Here is a 17,354-nt window from a genome sequence, read left to right as displayed (position 1 = left end):
ATGTACTCGAGCCAACGAGATAACTATTTATAACTCGATAATACAACCTAGTTATTGATGGCGACCACCCAGATTGCTGCCGCCCGCGAGGGAACGATTACCGACGAAATGGAACGCGTCGCTGAACGCGAGAACCGCGACCCCGAGTTCGTCCGCGAGCAGGTCGCTGAGGGCCAAGCCGTGATTCCAGCGAACACAAATCACGGCGCACTCGACGCGATGATCATCGGTCGCGAGTTTTCGACGAAAGTCAATGCCAACATCGGTAACAGCGAAACCACGAGCGACCTCGAGACCGAACTCGAGAAGCTCCATACGGCGGTTCACTACGGCGCAGATACGGTGATGGATCTCGGGACCGGAAGCGATTTAGACGAGATTCGCGAGACACACCTCGAGCACTCGCCGGTCCCAATCGGGACCGTCCCGCTGTACGAAGCCGTCAAGCAAGCCGAGAGTCCCGCGGATATCACAACGGACCTGCTGCTCGAGGTCATCGAGAAGCAGGCCGAACAGGGCGTCGACTACATGACGATTCACGCGGGTATTCTCGCCGAACACCTGCCGTTGACCGATGGCCGCAAGACGGGCATTGTCTCTCGTGGTGGGTCGATCATGGCCTCGTGGATGGAAGAAAACGGCGAGCAGAACCCTCTCTTTCAGGTGTACGACGACATCTGCGAGATTTTCGCCGAACACGATGTGACGTTTAGCCTTGGGGATAGTCTCCGCCCCGGCTGTCTGGCCGACGCCTGTGACGAGGCGCAGTACGCCGAACTCGATACGCTGGGGGAACTGACGCGGCGCGCCTGGGAGTACGACGTGCAGGTGATGGTCGAAGGGCCGGGCCACGTTCCGATGCACAAAGTCGCGGAAAACGTCGAACGCCAGCAGGAGGTTTGTGATGGTGCACCCTTCTACGTTCTCGGGCCGCTCGTGACCGATATCGCCCCCGGCTACGACCACATCACGAGTGCAATCGGGGCGGCGATGGCTGCCCAAGCCGGTGCCGCGATGCTCTGTTACGTGACGCCCAAAGAACACCTCGGACTACCTGACGAAGAAGACGTTCGCGACGGACTCGCAGCCTACCGGATCGCCGCCCATGCCGGCGACGTTGGTGCCGAACGCCCCGGCGCACGCGACTGGGACGACGCCCTCTCGGAAGCCCGGTACACCTTCGACTGGCGCGAACAATTCGCCCTCGCACTTGATTCTGACCGTGCCCGTGAGTCCCACGACCAGACCCTTCCTGGCGATAACTACAAGCAGGCTCGCTTTTGCTCGATGTGCGGCGTCGACTTTTGCTCAATGCGGATCGACCAAGACGCACGCGAGGGAGACGGTGATGGGATGGAACGCCTGACCAACGAAACGGATCTCGAGTCCTCGCCGGCCGCCGAGGTGAACCTGCCACCGGTTGGAACACACGAGGGCGCGGATATTCCGGTAAGTGAGCACGACGAACCATCCGCAGAACCTGCAAGCGACGACTGATCTCACGTTCAGCGGTGACAGCCACTCGAGCGGTGGCTCTCTATCACGCCCTTTTTTGCCTTACTCGAGAAACAGACACCTATGGTCGACGTCCTCGATAACAAGCGAGCCGCGACGCGATTCCGGATTCTCGTCCAGATCGCGGAGCGCCAACCCGCCGTCAGTCAGGGAGAAATCGCCGAGGAAGTCGGCGTCACGAGTCAAGCCGTCAGTGAGTACATCCGCGAACTGGTCGACGACGGCCTCGTCGAGAAGGAAGGCCGCTCACGCTATCGCGTGACTCGAGAGGGTGTCGATTGGCTCTTTCGGGCCGCCGACGACGTTCGCCGGTTCGCAGACCACGTCACGGGCGACGTTCTCGGGGCGATGAGCGAAGACGCCGCCATCGCCACGGACAAGATCGAGGAGGGCGATACCGTCTCGCTCTTTTTAGAAAACGGCCTCCTCCACGCCGAACCAGGAGACGAGGGTCCGGCAACCGGTATTGCGACCACCGACGCAACCGCTGGCACCGATATTGGCGTCACGAGCTTCGAGGGCGTCATGGAACTCGAGCCCGGCTCTGTAACCGTCGTGCAGGTGCCAAGCGTCCGCACCGGCGGGAGCCGGGCACTCGACGAGGAGACCGTCACCGACGCCTGTGACGCTGCAGACCGCGTCGTCGCAACCGGCATCGAAGCAGTCGTCGCCTGCCGACACGCCGATGTCGAACCTGCAGTCACGTTTGCCGTCGGCGAAGTCGCCGCCGACGCCGCCGAACACGGCCTCGAGATTACCGTCGTCGCGACCACCGACGCCGTTGGTCGCGTCACGGACGCATTGCGTGATGCGGATGTTTCTTACGAAGTACTCGAGGGGTAACCACGCTCAGGCTGGTGCACCGACGTGTTCGTATATGTAGCCACCAAAACAGCCGATAGGGACGGTGAACCACGCGGTGTAGAGAAACCCGATATACGTGAAGCCGCCGGCAAAGCGCAACGACTCGTGGACCGGGCCGTAGTATGCGGAACCGACACCCGTGAGTATCGCCGTGAGGCTGAACCCGAACAGCCCGACGAAGGCAAGAAGATACGTCAAGTGGACGGCAAGGAGACCACCAATCAGACCGGGGTGTGGCATCGCTGTCGAAACGAATCGCCAGACAACAGCGGTTGCGACGAACGCGGTTGGCACGACAACCGGGACGGAAACGAGCGCCGCACCACCCAGCAGCGGGCCACTGCCTGCTGGACCGAGCGGCCTGCCATCGATCAGGATCATTAGTCCGGCAAACACGACTGCGCTGAACAGTGCCGCCGTTGCACCGGCGTACCCCGCACCAACCGTTGAATCGTCCGCTCGAGGCAGTCGGCCCGGGCCGTACCGGTGACACACGCCACTGATGCCATCGAACACACGTGCTGTTGCCATGGTGATGGGTACGAGCAGTTGACAAAAATACGTTTGGATCGCTGCAGTGGTGCTACCGAAGAGAAGTTGGCCGCGTTAGCCGATATACCGAAGATCGTCGTCCGTCGGCACGTCCATCTGCTGTTGCTGTTGTTGCTGTTCCATCTCCTGGATCTTGCCGATGACGTCTTCCATCTCGTCAGCGCGGTCATCCAGTCGCTCGTAGTTCAGTTCGATCTCGAGATCCGATTCGAGTACCTCGAGCACTGCGCGAGCGCTCTTCGGGTCGACGAGATAGCCGCTGGTCTCGCCCATCAGACAGGCTGCCTCGAATCCACGGCGTTTGCCGAGGCCGAGCAGGAGTCCTGAGACGCCGACAATGCCGCCGGCTGGTTCGTCCTCACGGAACTCGACGCCGGCGTCCTCGAGTGGCTCGAGCATCGACTCGTGGGTCGCTGCGCCGATAACGGCGTACTCGTCAATGAGTTCGCCAGTCGGGATGCCACCGAGAGCGTACAGCTCAGCTGCGCCAAACTCCTCGGCAATGTCGAGGAAGGCATCGGTCAAGAGGTAGTGGCCCTCGTTCGTCTGGGCCTGATGATCGCCAGTCAACAAGAGCAGGTCCCGGCCCTTGGGGATCGAAACGGCATAGATTTCAGTACAGGTGAGATCAGCGACGCCACCCTCGACGCTAACCTGCGGCGGGAACTCCTGTGAGTAGACCCGACGAACAAGCGTCGCCTCGCCCTCGAGGCTGCTCGTGGGTGTCTCGTCAGTGTCGGACTCACTGTCGGTGTCTGTGTCAGCACCGTCGTCCGACTCCGTGTCATCCGCAGTCTCAGATTCGGAGTCTAAATCATCCGCAGTCTCAGTGTCTGCCTCATCGTCAGCGTCCAGTTCCTCGAGTAGGTGATCAACGGCGAGTTTGCCAACGTGGCCAACACCCGGCAACCCCTCGACGAGAACGGGGTCGTCCAGTTCAACCTCGGCGACCGCCTCAATCTCGAGTTCGTCCATACGATATCAGCGATTGCGACGCTTAAGAGAGCGTCGGTACTCGCCGTGTGGGTCGGATGGATTAAACGGCGCGGGGGCAGTGTTTTCTGCCACCGCACCACAGTCTGGACAGGAGTCAGAAAGGGTATACACCGGGCTGTCGTGGGCCTCGCGCCACGCCGAACAGACCCGGATGTCGGATTTCATCGGTCGTATTACTCGTCGTCAGTGCGGCGCTCGCGGTGATATTCACCATCGCCATCGTGGTCGTCGATAGCGGTGATGGCGCGCTGGGCACTCTCTTCGAGTTGGGATTCAGCCGTCTTGTAGTTCGGTGCCTGGACCTTGATGCGGTATTCGGGCGCACCGACGTAGCTCACTTCGAGGTCGACCTCGTCAGGCACCTCACCGTTGCCTTCGGCAGCCGTGAGCGCCTCGCGGATGCCGTCGACGCCACTTGGCGATGGGTTCTCGAGGTCGACGTAGCCGGTGACGTTAACGTACGGCACCGAAACGTTCTCTCGAGCGGTGTCGACGAGCGAATCGATCTCCTCGTCCGTGAGGTCGGTGCTCTCGAGGGCTTCATGACCGTGGATTGCGGCCTGCTTGAAGCCGTCGTAGAGACTGCCCTGTGCGTTGATCAGTTCGTTCGCGATTGCCGTGTAGTCCTCGTCGTCGATGTCCTCTTCGAGGGCGAGGTCCATCCAGTTGTCTGCTTTTTGCTCGTTTTTCCACTGCTGGATCTTCTCCGAGCGCTGGTGGTCGTTGACGTCTTTCAGTGAGAGATCGATCTGTTCGTGCCCCTCGTCGACGTCTAAGACCTTGCAGACGACGATCTGGCCCTCGCGGACGTGATCGCGGACGTTTTTGATCCAGCCACTCGCGACTTCCGAGATGTGGATCAGTCCGCGTTTGTCCTTGTACTCCTCGAGATCGACGAAGACACCGAAGTCTTCAATTTCGTCGATCTTGCCGACGACGAGTTCGCCGGTGTCGGGCCAGCCGCTATATTTCATCGTGACTCGACTGTTTCGACGATCTCGTGTTCGATCTCGGCTTTGCCACCGGTTGGTCGCGCAAGCGTGGTGCCACAGACGGCACAGGCGACCTCCGTGGAGGCTTTGCCGAAGACGGTCTGTTCGTTCTCACAATCGCCACAGCGGACGGAGTAGAAATTTCCTGCCATTGTAATCACTCTTGGAACTCAAGTCGGCCGGCGCGCCATCCTTCGCGAAGGTGGGCGTTGCCACACTCGCTGCAGCGGTACGTGAGGTCGGTTTTCTTGGTTGGCTTCTCGCCAGCTGGCACCTTCGAGAAACGACCGGAGTTACCGATGCTCGAGGAGTTGCGTTTGGTTCGGCGCGCGTCCCATTTCATGCCGGTCGAACGGCCGTTTCGGGTTTTCTCAACTTCGTGTTCGTGGTGTTCGTTGCAATGCGGACAGTACGTATTGAATCGGCGTGGCATCTGCATGGTTATCTCACTTGCTGTGGCCTATGGTCGGCCTGTTTAAAACCCGTTTGGTTCGTCTTCGAATGTGTGGGACAAGACCGCAGTGTCATCGCACTTGACATCCTCCTTGCCCTGAAGGGCGAGGATTCCCACGGCACCGCGCCGCAGGGTTGGGATATTGTGGTTTACGACGTGACCTGTTCTTGAGGCGCGAATGCGCCAGTTTCCTTGTCAAACAGGAACGTCGATGGCTGTGCCAACCAGCCGTTACTCCTATCTCCCCCATCACAGGCAAGACTCGGAGATACTTTCTGTCGAATGTTCTCGGCACCATTCACGTCCGCGTTTGCCGTCGTTCCGCACTCATCGCACACGTACAACCCGCGCTCGACGCGGTTTGGCTTCCGCGTGCGACCACAGCACGAACACGACTTCGATGTATCGCGTTCGGACACCTGCTCAACCGAGATGCCCTCCATCTCGGCTTTGTAGGTGAGCAAGTCTGTGAAGCGGTCGAACGCCCACGAGTGCAGATCTAGGTTGCCGTGCTTGCCCCAGTTCTGCGACTCTTCGGTCTTATCGTCCTCGCGGACGCCGGAGAGGTCACCAACCACAATCGTTCCAACACACTCCTCGACACATCGCTGGACGATATGTTTCGAGAGCGTATGGAAGTAGTGTGTGCGACGCTCCGATTTCTTGTGGTTCAACCGCGTGGCTTGTTCGGAGTTCGAGTCATCACACTGAGCGAGTCGCTTGCTGAAGTAGTAGTCGTCCTGCTTCAGACAGTTGAGCGGATACAGCTCGGCGTGGCCGTCCTCGTAGGCGAGCGCGGCGAAGTTGCTGATCCCGAGATCAACACCGACGGTCTTCTCGCCGGGAGATTCGGCCGCCTTGATCTCGACTTTGCATACGAAGTGTAGTTCCCACTCCTCGCCAGTCCAGACGGCCCGCAGTTGCTGGACGTTCTCCACGGCGGAGAGGTCAACATCGGGCTGCGTCTGGTACTTACAGAGGATGAAGTCCGACCAGTAGTCCTTGAGGTTTGAACCTTGGGAGAGTCGAACGCGGTTGTATTTAGTGTCAAGTTTAAAGCCAGCGGCTTTGAACGTCACCGTGCTTCGTGGGTGGTCGTCGCCGTGTTTACGGTAGCCGGGTGGGTTCGCTCTCTTGTCTCCGTTGAGTCGTTTGCCGTACCAGCCGTTGAACGCCTCAGCGAGTTCTTGAAGGACTCGCTGACTTGACTGAGAATGTAGATCATCGTAGCGTTCGTGCGACTTCAGGTAGGTGGTGAGTTCGTTGTGGTTTGGAATATGATCGCCCTCATCCCAGACCCGGCTGCACGTCCACCGTCCGACGTTCCAGAGTTTCGAGGCGGCAAACCCGAGGGCGTCAAGGTCGTCTTGCACCCGTGACTGGTTCCTGATGGAAGCAGTATAAGTGCGGGTGACAACCTGTTTCGCCATACGTAACCTATGTAGACAAACCCACTTGAAGGTATGGATACGAGCGTGGAATACCCTGCCGTGCCATCGAACGGTAGATTGTGTCAGAGGTGTCGGATTCATCCCCGCGCTAAAGCACGGGGCTTTCTCCTTGCACTTCCGTAACCGTGTTCGAAGCGTTTAATCGTCTCTCCTGTGAACAGCGAGGTATGAAGCGGCTCATCATCTACGGCGACCCCGGTATCCGGAAGGGAGCCATCATCGAACACGAGGGAGAAGAGTTGGTCTGTTTCGGGATCAATCGAAACGGCGAGTGGCACGGTCCGGACAGAGTTCAGTTGTGGTGTACGGTCGGTGCGGACGCCGAATACGAGGACTTTGCAAAGCGAAATTTCTTGCCCCATTTCCTCGATGTTGACCGTGTCGATGCCGAGGATGTCGCTGTCGTGCAAGCAAGCGGCGAACTCGCACTGTAGTCGCACACGCATACGCGAACACACTCTCCTTTCCGCTTCCAGTACGCTTTTGCTGTGTTCTCTCAGTTCTTCACTACTCACTCGAGTCGGACTCGACAGTCGAGATCACACGCGCACGCTTGCGCTGGCGCGCGCCGCAAGGAGCACCTCAGCATCGGAGAGAGTCACCGTCGACACCGGAAGAATTCGTGATTGAAGCCCTACAAATGCGACTTCGTGCACTGCGCTCGCGGAGTCGCTTCACTCAGTTTGCGGGTGTGGGGCTTGTGGGAGCAACAGTAGACAACGTTGTGTTGTTTGCGTTAGTCGAACTCACCGTGTTGGGGCCAGTCATGGCCAAAGTGATTTCGTGGGAGTTAGCAATCATGGTGATCTTCGCGATCAACGAGCGATGGACGTTCTCGAGCTACGGCGAGATGGGTGTCCGACCGCTCGGACGACGGTTTTTGCGGTCGAATGCGGTGCGATTTGCGGGCTTTCTGGTGACGCTGACCGTGTTGGCGATCCTCTATTACCAGTTCGGCGTCTGGTACATGGCAGCGAACGTCATCGGCATGGGAGTTGGCTTTTTTGTCAACTACACGTGTGAATCACTCTACACGTGGGAAGTCCATCAGGGGTAACGGTAGAAACCCGCACACGGCACCCGAATCACAACCCTTAATTAGTGCACTCGGGTATGATAGGGTAGCGGGATGGGATAGCCAGGAGATTCCGGCGGGCTCATAACCCGCAGATCGGTAGTTCAAATCTACCTCCCGCTATGTTTTGGCGCGAACAAATTCGTGAGCGCCATCCATAGCATGGTGGTAGTTTGAACCAGACGAGTCGCGCGCAGTGAAAGCGAGCACGGCTCGGCGTGGTTCAAATCTACCTCCCGTTAGTTTTCACGAATTCAACGACGAACACCGAGCGGAACGAGGTGCAAGTCCCGAATTCGTGAAAATAGTCCAGAGTAGATTTGAAGTAGGCCACAAGCGACCGCAGGGAGCGAAGTGGACGTAGTTCAATCTACCTCCCGCGATCATTTTGCTCGGTGCAATACCGCAGAACGGAGTTGTTCGAAACGACCAAACCGTTTGTGATGACGAGGAGCGAGTGTCGCCCTCTCGAGTCACGTAATCCAAAGACGATACACGCGGATTATAAGCAACATATAGTAGTAGATAAACAGTGTTTGGGTCGAAATTGTGGTCCGAAATGCGGCCCAAAGTGCTCGTTTTACACGCCACTGTTGTAGATGAGTAAAACCGTCCGGTTTTTGCATCTCGACACAAATGAGTGGCTATGGCAGACGACACACCGTCTGTGCTCGAGCGAGTGAAACAACCGGAGTACACCGGTGACAACCGATGTCTTCCATGTACAGTCGGTAATCTAGCGTTTGCAGTGATACTGGGTGTGGCTATCTGGCCGTTTGCTCCGTTATTGGCACCAGTGGTTGTCGTGGCGTCTGTGTTGTTGATCTATCTCCGTGGGTATCTCGTTCCCGGGACGCCGGAGTTGACGAAGCAATACCTGCCAGAGAGTGTCGCAAAGCGGTTTGATCACCAGCTCGAACCGACAACGGACACTGAAGGGGATGCCCAGTGGGACACCATTGAGAAACTCGAGTATGAGAGACGAAATGCAGTCGACCCCGAGGAATTTCTCCTGGACGCAGGTGTGATCGAACTGACGCCGGATGAAACGAACGTGCAGTTTAGCGAGGCGTTTGAAACGGCTGTCGTTGATGCGGTTTCGCAGGATCGCTCTACAGACGTCGATAGCAGCCGTCTCGCTGATCTCTTCGACGTGGAGCCAGCTGTTATCGAAGTCAAGGACCGGTCCTATCCCACGATTAGTATCGATGGCCGAATTCGAAAGTGGCCGACTGATGCTGCGCTGGCAGTCGAATTAGCGGCACATGCCGCACTTCATGACCGGACCGACGAGTGGATGGACGTCCCACTCGAGCAGCGACTGTCGATTCTTGAGTCATTGCGGACCTTTGTGTCCCAGTGTCCGTTTTGTTCAGCAGCGATTGTCCTTAATACGGATACTGTCGAGTCGTGTTGTCGAGCGTACGATGTTGCGACGCTCGAGTGTGATGGGTGTGACCGACGGTACGTTGAGCTCGATCCATCGGTTGTCGATGATCTCACATCACAGAGTGGTGTTCCCGGAGATGCAGGTGTTGTTCGTGACCAGTAATGCGAAGCGCCAGGACAACAGTTGATATTGGTGCAAGCGGGTTGCACTGGTGATGAGTTTGCTCGGGTGGAGTGTCCGAATTGCCACGCCGAATCTATCCTGATTTATGATCAAGTATGAACATTACACGACGCATTTATTCATTATCGGGCAATCACCAATAAGCGCATATTTATGGCATTTCGCCGCTTCTTTCAATCTGACTTTCAAATTTTACACCAAAGACATGTTATTTCAACGTAATATGGAGTGATTCAAGACGCAAGTTCTATAGTACCGTGGGAGTTTCCTGCTATATATGCCACGCAAGCAGTGGTCTGAAGTCGATCGGCGAAGGGTGCTCAAATCAACAGGTATTGCTGGTGCAGCAGTTGGGATGGGTGCGTTTGCTGGGTGTCTTGGTGACGATGATGATAACGGGAACGGCGAAGGTGATCTAGACGAAGTTGACGCCCGGACTGACGAAGAACTCGAGGAAGTTGATTACGACGAAATCGAAGAGGGCGGTATTCTTCGGACGGCACTCGCGGAGAACATCAATGATTTTGATCCCGTTGAGAGTGGCGATACGACCTCCTCAATGGCTTCTCAATTCCTGATCTATGAGGCGATGGTCCATCCTGACCGCGACGGAGACAACGTTCCGTGGGTTGCAACCGACTGGGAAGTTGAGACCCAGGACATCTACGTGGACGACTACGAGGAGTATGCCGTTGATCCAGACGATGCGGGACAGGTTCTGTTCGAAATGGACGACGGCAGTGTTGTCGATGTCGACGGTGGCGAGGAAGCCGCTGGAGACGACCACTGGGGAATGCGCGTCACGTATGAACTCCGTGACGATGTTGTCTTCCACAACGGTGAAGAACTGACGGCAGAGAACGTCGTTGCATCCTACGATCGGTACGAAGGATCGACCCGTGGACCAACCGACCTCTACGATTGGTATCTCTATGCGGAAGCCGACGGCGACTACACTGTCGACGTCTATTTCCAGCAGCCGGATGCTGACGGTATCGGTGCCGCTGGGAGTATCGCAATCGTCCCCGAGGAACACTTCGATGTTGCACCCGGTGATATCGACCCACTCAACGGTGAAGATCCGATTGGATCCGGTTTCTTCCAGTTCGAGGAATTCGACGATGAATCGTTCTACAGTGTCTCTCGATTTGACGATCACTGGTTCTCGACAGATGCTGTCGACTGGTGGGATGGCTCTGACGACTTCCCGGATCAGCCACCAATCGAGGGCATCGAGTTCGAAATCGTCCCAAGTGACTCGACTCGTGCATCGGCTATCCAGAGCCAAGAGATCCACCATACGTCTGGTCTCGAGGCGGATATCCTCACTGACCTCGATGAGGACGATGACTATCAGGTCCGCCGCACGGTTGCTGGCGGCTATGACTTCTTGCAGTACCCTGTCACGCATGAGCCATGGACGGATCCACGAATCCGCGAGGGTGTGAACCACCTAATTCCTCGACCCTCGATTGTTGAGAACATCTATCAGGGCTGGGCAATCCCGGCAACACTGCCGATGTCGCCGGTTGCTGCTGACGAAGGAACACACGACTACGAGGCACTCGAAGAGGAGTATGGTGAGTACAACGAGTATGATCCTGAGCGGGCCGAAGAACTCGTCCAAGAGGTCTTCGACGACCACGATATCGAGGCTCCGATGGAGATCGAGATGTGGACGAACGCAGACTCCGACGATCGGGTTCGCTGGAACGAACTGATTATCGAGTCGCTCGAGTCCACCGGGCTGTTCGAAGTCGAATTCGAAGAGTACGAGTGGGGACAGTATATCGAGATGCTCAACGATCCAGAGATGCACCAAGAGGAGGATGCCCTGGTTTCGATCGGCCTTTCCTCTGGGTTCAGCCCTGATGGCTTCTTCCGTTCGATGGTCGATCCATCGCTCATCGGGACGTGTTGTAACCACACCGGCTACGACAATCCTGAAGTCTTTGACCTCCTGCAGGCGACGCGTTTCGATGAAGATGTTGTCGGCGAAGAGAACATCGATACGCGACGTGATCGCGTCGAGGAACTGATTGCTGCAATCCTCGAGGAGCCGCCAGTGTCGTGGATTCAGTACGGCCTCGAGGACGACGTTATCATCGAAGATTCGGTCCACGGATGGAACACCTGGCCGATTAACAGCGAGAAGTACTCGCGTGCAATCTTCCATCCACCGGCTGAACAGACGATTTACATCTCCGAAGAGGTCTGATCAGCGGAGAGTCTCGAATAAATACCGGCAACATATTTAATCACCCCTTCCACAATATTTGCTATGAGCTTACGACGTTTCGCACTCAAACGACTATTGCTTGTGGTTCCGACGCTTTTTGGCGTGTCGGTACTTACATTTGCACTAGTTCACTTGACACCGGGGGACCCGGTTAATTTCATTCTCGCACTGGAACCTGAAGCGACTGAGGCCGATCGGGCGGCACTCCGTGCTGAACACGGCCTCGACCAGCCCGTCTACGTCCAGTATTTCGATTGGGCAACCGGCGTCTTAACCCTCGATTTTGGAACCGAGATCCAATCTGGACGGCCAGTCAGTGACATTATCCTCACGCGGCTTCCGCCGACGATTGCACTGGGGATTTTCGGATGGGTGTTCGCAATCGTAATCGCAATTCCAACGGGTATCTATGCGGCGATGAACCGACAGCAACTCGCAGATGACGTGAGCCGAGTCATCGCACTTGCAGGGATCGCAATTCCGAACTTCTGGCTCGGCCTGATCCTGATCCTTGTCTTTGCTGTCTCGCTTGGACCCTGGACCGTCCTTCCGCCACGCCAGCCGCTGTATCATCCAGAAATGCTGTTCCATCTTATCTTACCGGGACTTACGATTGGAACCGCTTCTGCCGCAACGATGATGCGGATTATGCGCTCGTCGATGGCTGAAGAACTCAACAAAGACTACGTCACGACCGCTCGAGCGAAAGGATTGCCTGAGCGGACGGTGATCCTGAAACACGTCCTTCGGAACTCGCTCATCTCGGTCGTGACGGTTGCTGCGTTCATCACGGCAGGGATTCTTGCAGGGTCGGTTGTCGTTGAGGTCGTGTTCGCGTGGCCGGGGCTTGGCTACGAGTTCATCGGCGCAATTGAGGATCGTGAGTACTACGTGATCATGGGAATTACGCTGTTCATCGGCATCGTGATCATCGTGATGAATTTACTCGCAGATCTGGTCTACGCACTGCTCGATCCACGAATTAGATACTAGGAGGTCACACAGATGTCTACAGAACGAGGACGGATTCAAATCACGGGCTTCGACGCTGAGCGCGTACGGGACCGTGAGACCCTTTCAGACTGGAGTACAGGGGTTGAAGGTGGTACAGACAGCCGATACGCACGAGCGTGGCGACGGTTCCGACGAAACCGAAGCGCAATGCTCGGTACCGGTATCGTGCTTGTTATGATCGCCCTCGCAGTACTGGCACGACCGATTACCGTAATGGGGTTCCCTATTCAGCCCCTCTCGCTCGCGCCGCACGATCCGCAGGCGATTCTCTACCTCGAGCCGGGCGGTCCGGAGCGGTACGCATCGCCGTCGCTGTCACACCCAATGGGTGTTGACGGTGACGGTCGCGATATCTTCTCGCGGGTGCTCTATGGCGGTCGGTACAGCATCTCGATTGGCTTTGTTGTCGTGGCGCTTACGTTCTCGTTCGGTATCTTCGTGGGTGCTATCGCCGGCTACTACGGCGGCTGGATCGACGAAATTCTGATGCGTGTCCTGGACGTCGTGTTCGCGTTCCCTGCACTTGTCCTCGCGCTGGTGCTGGTCGCAATGTTCGGCGGGGGATACTGGCAGTTGGTTGCCGCGTTCGCCTTACCGGGATGGGCTGCGTATGCCCGACTGATACGGGGCGAGATACTGAGCATCAAAGAAAACGAGTACGTGCTCGCGGCGAAAGCGCTCGGCGCGAGCGACCGGCGGATTATCTTCAAACACATCGTTCCAAATGCAATCCCACCTGCCGTTGTTCAAGCGACGCTTTCGACAGGGACAATCGTCATTGGCGTTGCTGCACTCGGTTTCCTCGGACTCGGGATGCCATCCGGGACTGCAGAATGGGGGACTATGCTCGACGGCGCGCTCTCGTCGATGGTCCAAACGCCGATCCCGTGGTGGGCAACGATCTTCCCAGGCGGTGCAATCTTCATCTTCGTAATGGCAATCAACATGATTGGTGACGGAATCAACGACTCGTTCGATGCACAGGCTGAGGACGTACAGATGCATGGAGGTGGTGGCTAATGGCACTTCTCGAGGTTCGCGATCTGAACGTGAACTTCTACACGTCAGAGGGTGTCGTACAGGCGGTCAACGATCTCTCGTTCCGAATCGAACGCGGTGAAATGTTCGGGGTCGTCGGCGAGAGTGGTGCCGGAAAGAGCGTCACATCACTCTCACTGATGCGGTTGATCGACAACCCCGGTCGCATCGAGAGTGGCGAAATCCTGTTCAAAGGTCAAAACCTCCTCGAGTTGAGCGAATCAGAGATGCGCGACATTCGTGGCAACGAGATTGCCATGATCTTCCAGGACGCCCAGACAGCACTGAACCCGGTGTACACGATCGGGGAACAAATTGCTGAGGCGGTCCGTCATCACCTCGGATACGACAAACAGGAGGCGAAAGACCGAACGATCGAACTACTCGATGAGGTGGGTATTCCAGAACCAGCAACCCGGTACGATGATTACCCACACCAGTTCTCCGGTGGGATGCAACAGCGTGCAGTGATCGCAATGGCGTTGTCGTGTGATCCTGACCTGCTGATCTGTGATGAGCCAACGACAGCCCTCGATGTGACGATCGAGGCCCAGATTCTCGAGTTGATCGAGAACTTAGCCAGTGAGTACAACACTGCAGTTGAACTGATCACGCACGATCTCGGTGTCGTCGCCGAAGTGTGTGATCGCGTGATGGTTATGTACGCAGGGAAGGCTGTCGAGAAAGCGCCGGTTGAGGAGTTGTACTATGACCCAAAACATCCCTACACGGTTGGGCTGATGAGTTCGATCCCGCGCGTTGGCAACACTCGCGAACGACTCCAGACGATTCCGGGAACAATGCCCGACCTCGTTGAACTCCCAAGCGGGTGTAGCTTCCATCCACGCTGTCCGTACGCCGAAGAGACCTGTACACTGAAAGAGCCCCAGTTACTCCATCCCGAAACTGGCGAGGACGCAAGTGGAGCCGACTCCGACCGCGCCGCAGCGTGTCTCGAGTACTCTGGCGACCTGACACAGGGACTGGACTACGATGTCCACGTCGAGGGCGAGATAGCGGGCACACAGATTCCAGAAGGTGAGTCCGATGACTAGTGACGATGAGCCGATTCTACGTGTTGACGACCTCAAAAAGTACTATCGAGCGAACGATGGCTTCATCGAGAATCTCATCGGGTCGACTTCGTGGGTCAAAGCCGTCGACGGCGTGAGCTTTGAACTGCATGAGGGCGAAACGCTGGGCGTTGTCGGTGAGAGTGGCTGTGGAAAAAGTACGCTTGGCCGATCACTGCTACAACTTGTTGAACCAACTGAGGGCTCGGTTTACTACCGAGACGCAGATCTAACCGAACTGTCGAACAGCGAAATGCGTGACATCCGCACGGATATCCAGTACATCTTCCAGGACCCGTTCTCGAGTTTGAACCCGAAGATGACTGTCGGCGATATCATTGGTGAGCCACTTGATGTTCACAATATCGCCAGCGGCGACGACCGTGAAGACCGGATTTATGACCTCCTCGAGACGGTTGGACTGAATCCGAGTCACGCCCAGCGATATCCACACGAGTTCTCAGGTGGACAGCGCCAGCGGATCGGGATTGCCCGTGCGCTTGCAGTCGACCCTGAGATCATCATTTGTGACGAACCGGTGAGTGCACTGGATGTCTCCGTTCAGGCACAGATTCTCAACCTGCTCGAGGATCTGCAAACGGAGTTTAACCTCTCGTATATTTTCATTGCACACGACCTGAGTGTCGTTGAACATATCTCTGACCGAGTCGCAGTCATGTATCTCGGCTCGTTCGCAGAGGTTGGGTCCACTACTGAGGTATTCCAGCCGCCGTATCATCCGTACTCGGAGGCCCTGTTGTCAGCAATTCCGGAACCTGACCCGCTTTGGGAGGGCGACCGGATAATCCTTCCTGGAACCGTTCCATCGCCTATCGATCCACCCACTGGCTGTCGATTCCACACCAGATGTCCGCGAGTCATCGAACCTGAGGGCTACGAGTTCGAAGACGGTGTGTGGCGCTCTCTTATGACGTTCAAACTTCGGGTCCGAAATGCTGAGATTCTCGAGGGTGTTGTCTCTCTCGAGGGTGCTGAGGAGGTCGATGAAGGGCATCGAGATTCCAGTGATGTTGATCCCGATGCACTCTGGTCGGCAATCAGAGACGAGTTTGGCTTTCCCGAATCATTCAGCGATCCGTCTGTCGAAGCCGTCATCGATGACGTGATCAAAGCGCTTGCCGCGGGCAACATCGAGGCTGCAAGTGAGGACCTCGAGGCGGCGTTCGAATCACCCTGTGAACACGATCGCCCCGACCAGTATACAGTCGGTGACAGCCACCGTATCTCATGTCTGTTGTATGATGATGCGTACGCAGGCGACGGTGTGTACGGCGATACTGACGATGTAGGCGGAACAGGCAACGTTGCGGCCGACGATTAACCCATAACCCGCTTCCTTTTGGTCGTCGGGTTGCTACTCCAGACGTATGCGGCGAATCTACGACTCGAGCGCGCTCCGTCGGGATGATGACGATCCGTTTTCACCGACGAGCGAATCAAAAGATCGGCCGTCTGCGATGCGATCGATGAACTCGCTTGCGCTGAGCCAACGGGTCGTTCCCGAGAGACTGCGACGCTACGGCGTCTCAGTCAGTATTGCAACGCCGCGGACTGAGTACAGCCCTGACGAGTCGGTACCGTTTCTGGTAACAATGCGGAACACATTGCCGTTCCCAGTCGCGCTGTCGACAACGTCACAGGTGCGCTGGACGTGGAGTATTGACGGCCACGACGAAGCCGCGCAATTCGACCTCGAGTACGCAGCAGATCCTGGCCAGTTCGAATTCAATCGTGGCGAGCGAAAACGGTTCCCCAAGCGGTGGCAACAGGTTTTCCGAGTCTCCGAGACGGAGTGGGAGCGGGCCCCGCCAGGAACGTACACGATCGGCGCGAGAATCAACGTCGATGGTGCCGAAGCGGCTGGGCTAGCAGCTGAAACAACGATTAAAATCACTGAGGAGTGAGTGTGAACCGGGCCGCCGTCAGTCGTCGCCGTTTTCGTCGATAATGACAACTTCGCCGTCGATCACGTCGACGTTGATCAGCGTCTTGACGTTGTAGCCTGCGTCGTCGACTTTGTTCTCGCCGCCGACTTTCTTGATGACGGCGACCGTGTCGATCACTTCGGCACCAATGTTGTCGAGTGCCTCGAGCACAGATGCGAGCGTGCCGCCGGTCGAGAGCACGTCATCGAGGACGAGCACGCGCTCACCCTCGCGCACGTCGTTGATGTACATCTCGTTTTCCGAGTAGCCCGTTTTCTGGGAGATTGCGACCTCGTCTTTGAGGCCGTACTGGCGCTTTCGGATCACGGTCAGCGGAATGTCCGTCATCAGTGAGACGGCCGTCGAGATGTGGATCCCCATGGCGGCGGGGGTGACGATTCGGTCGACTTCATCCAACTGTGCCTTGCGGATGATTCGGATAACGATCTCACGGAGGAGCGTCGGATCGAGTTTTGGAACGCCGTCACTGATTGGGTGGACGAAGTAGTGATAGCCTTCTTTCTCGATGATCGGAGCCTCGAGAAGCGACCGCTTGAGTTGATCCATGTCGT

Annotated in this window: 18 protein-coding genes, 1 tRNA gene and 2 pseudogenes; 12 read left to right on the top strand and 9 right to left on the bottom strand. The window is 56.9% G+C overall.

The window, feature by feature from the left end:
• Positions 1-57 precede the first annotated feature (57 nt).
• Positions 58-1,497: a phosphomethylpyrimidine synthase ThiC gene (gene thiC / locus G6M89_RS12250; RefSeq protein WP_165162050.1), complete on the top strand. Its 1,440-nt coding sequence runs from the start codon at positions 58-60 to the stop codon at positions 1,495-1,497.
• Between the two features lie 81 nt (positions 1,498-1,578).
• Positions 1,579-2,358 (top strand): MarR family transcriptional regulator, encoded by a 780-nt coding sequence (locus G6M89_RS12245; protein ID WP_165162049.1) that lies wholly within the window; start codon positions 1,579-1,581, stop codon positions 2,356-2,358.
• A gap of 6 nt (positions 2,359-2,364) precedes the next feature.
• Here the strand turns inward: G6M89_RS12245 and G6M89_RS12240 are convergent, their stop codons facing one another.
• The 8 genes and pseudogenes from G6M89_RS12240 to G6M89_RS12210 form a co-directional block, all read right to left on the bottom strand.
• The gene (locus G6M89_RS12240; RefSeq protein ID WP_165162048.1) at positions 2,365-2,910 is read right to left on the bottom strand and encodes a hypothetical protein; all 546 of its coding nucleotides are present in this window, start codon (positions 2,908-2,910) and stop codon (positions 2,365-2,367) included.
• A gap of 75 nt (positions 2,911-2,985) precedes the next feature.
• A pseudogene (locus G6M89_RS12235) lies at positions 2,986-3,642 on the bottom strand (proteasome assembly chaperone family protein); the annotation flags it as partial.
• Positions 3,643-3,786: 144 nt separating this feature from the next.
• Positions 3,787-3,906: pseudogene (locus G6M89_RS22760) on the bottom strand (PAC2 family protein); the annotation flags it as partial.
• Between the two features lie 6 nt (positions 3,907-3,912).
• Positions 3,913-4,092 carry an RNA-protein complex protein Nop10 gene (locus G6M89_RS12230; RefSeq protein ID WP_165162047.1) on the bottom strand — a complete coding sequence of 60 codons (180 nt, stop codon included), beginning with the start codon at positions 4,090-4,092 and terminating at the stop codon, positions 3,913-3,915.
• Between the two features lie 8 nt (positions 4,093-4,100).
• A complete protein-coding gene (locus tag G6M89_RS12225) occupies positions 4,101-4,901 on the bottom strand; it encodes a translation initiation factor IF-2 subunit alpha (protein WP_165162046.1) in 801 nt (266 codons plus the stop codon).
• A complete protein-coding gene (locus G6M89_RS12220; protein WP_117364935.1) occupies positions 4,898-5,071 on the bottom strand; it encodes a 30S ribosomal protein S27e in 174 nt (57 codons plus the stop codon). The genes G6M89_RS12225 and G6M89_RS12220 overlap by 4 nt, the downstream gene beginning before the upstream one ends.
• Positions 5,072-5,076: 5 nt before the next feature.
• Positions 5,077-5,358, bottom strand: coding sequence for a 50S ribosomal protein L44e (locus G6M89_RS12215; RefSeq protein ID WP_165162045.1), 282 nt, complete (start codon positions 5,356-5,358; stop codon positions 5,077-5,079).
• Between the two features lie 164 nt (positions 5,359-5,522).
• The gene (locus G6M89_RS12210; RefSeq protein WP_165162044.1) at positions 5,523-6,803 is read right to left on the bottom strand and encodes an RNA-guided endonuclease TnpB family protein; all 1,281 of its coding nucleotides are present in this window, start codon (positions 6,801-6,803) and stop codon (positions 5,523-5,525) included.
• Between the two features lie 188 nt (positions 6,804-6,991).
• On the opposite strand from G6M89_RS12210, the gene G6M89_RS12205 reads away from it, so the two are divergent.
• From G6M89_RS12205 to G6M89_RS12160, 10 genes are all read left to right on the top strand, one after another.
• Positions 6,992-7,258: an HAH_0734 family protein gene (locus tag G6M89_RS12205; RefSeq protein WP_165162043.1), complete on the top strand. Its 267-nt coding sequence runs from the start codon at positions 6,992-6,994 to the stop codon at positions 7,256-7,258.
• A 206-nt stretch (positions 7,259-7,464) separates the two neighbouring features.
• Positions 7,465-7,881 (top strand): GtrA family protein, encoded by a 417-nt coding sequence (locus G6M89_RS12200; protein ID WP_165162042.1) that lies wholly within the window; start codon positions 7,465-7,467, stop codon positions 7,879-7,881.
• A 66-nt stretch (positions 7,882-7,947) separates the two neighbouring features.
• Positions 7,948-8,022 (top strand) — tRNA-Met (locus G6M89_RS12195).
• Positions 8,023-8,545: 523 nt separating this feature from the next.
• Positions 8,546-9,451: a hypothetical protein gene (locus G6M89_RS12190; RefSeq protein WP_165162041.1), complete on the top strand. Its 906-nt coding sequence runs from the start codon at positions 8,546-8,548 to the stop codon at positions 9,449-9,451.
• Positions 9,452-9,749: 298 nt separating this feature from the next.
• A complete protein-coding gene (locus tag G6M89_RS12185) occupies positions 9,750-11,690 on the top strand; it encodes an ABC transporter substrate-binding protein (RefSeq protein WP_165162040.1) in 1,941 nt (646 codons plus the stop codon).
• A gap of 63 nt (positions 11,691-11,753) precedes the next feature.
• Positions 11,754-12,704 (top strand): ABC transporter permease, encoded by a 951-nt coding sequence (locus tag G6M89_RS12180; RefSeq protein WP_165162039.1) that lies wholly within the window; start codon positions 11,754-11,756, stop codon positions 12,702-12,704.
• 12 nt (positions 12,705-12,716) lie between these two features.
• Positions 12,717-13,745: an ABC transporter permease gene (locus tag G6M89_RS12175; protein ID WP_165162038.1), complete on the top strand. Its 1,029-nt coding sequence runs from the start codon at positions 12,717-12,719 to the stop codon at positions 13,743-13,745.
• Complete coding sequence (locus G6M89_RS12170; protein WP_165162037.1) at positions 13,745-14,818, top strand: ABC transporter ATP-binding protein; 1,074 nt, start codon at positions 13,745-13,747, stop codon at positions 14,816-14,818. The genes G6M89_RS12175 and G6M89_RS12170 overlap by 1 nt, the downstream gene beginning before the upstream one ends.
• Positions 14,811-16,178: an ABC transporter ATP-binding protein gene (locus tag G6M89_RS12165; protein WP_165162036.1), complete on the top strand. Its 1,368-nt coding sequence runs from the start codon at positions 14,811-14,813 to the stop codon at positions 16,176-16,178. The genes G6M89_RS12170 and G6M89_RS12165 overlap by 8 nt, the downstream gene beginning before the upstream one ends.
• A 46-nt stretch (positions 16,179-16,224) precedes the next feature.
• On the top strand, positions 16,225-16,761 hold the full coding sequence (locus tag G6M89_RS12160) for a hypothetical protein (protein WP_165162035.1): 537 nt from the start codon (positions 16,225-16,227) through the stop codon (positions 16,759-16,761).
• Between the two features lie 18 nt (positions 16,762-16,779).
• On the opposite strand, the gene hpt is transcribed toward G6M89_RS12160, so the two are convergent.
• A complete protein-coding gene (hpt, locus tag G6M89_RS12155; RefSeq protein WP_165162034.1) occupies positions 16,780-17,349 on the bottom strand; it encodes a hypoxanthine/guanine phosphoribosyltransferase in 570 nt (189 codons plus the stop codon).
• Between the last annotated feature and the right edge of the window lie 5 nt (positions 17,350-17,354).

Source organism: Natronolimnobius sp. AArcel1, from assembly GCF_011043775.1.
Taxonomy (GTDB): domain Archaea; phylum Halobacteriota; class Halobacteria; order Halobacteriales; family Natrialbaceae; genus Natronolimnobius.
Note: the sequence above shows the minus strand (reverse complement) of the source record. Positions and strands in the feature narration are given on the sequence as shown.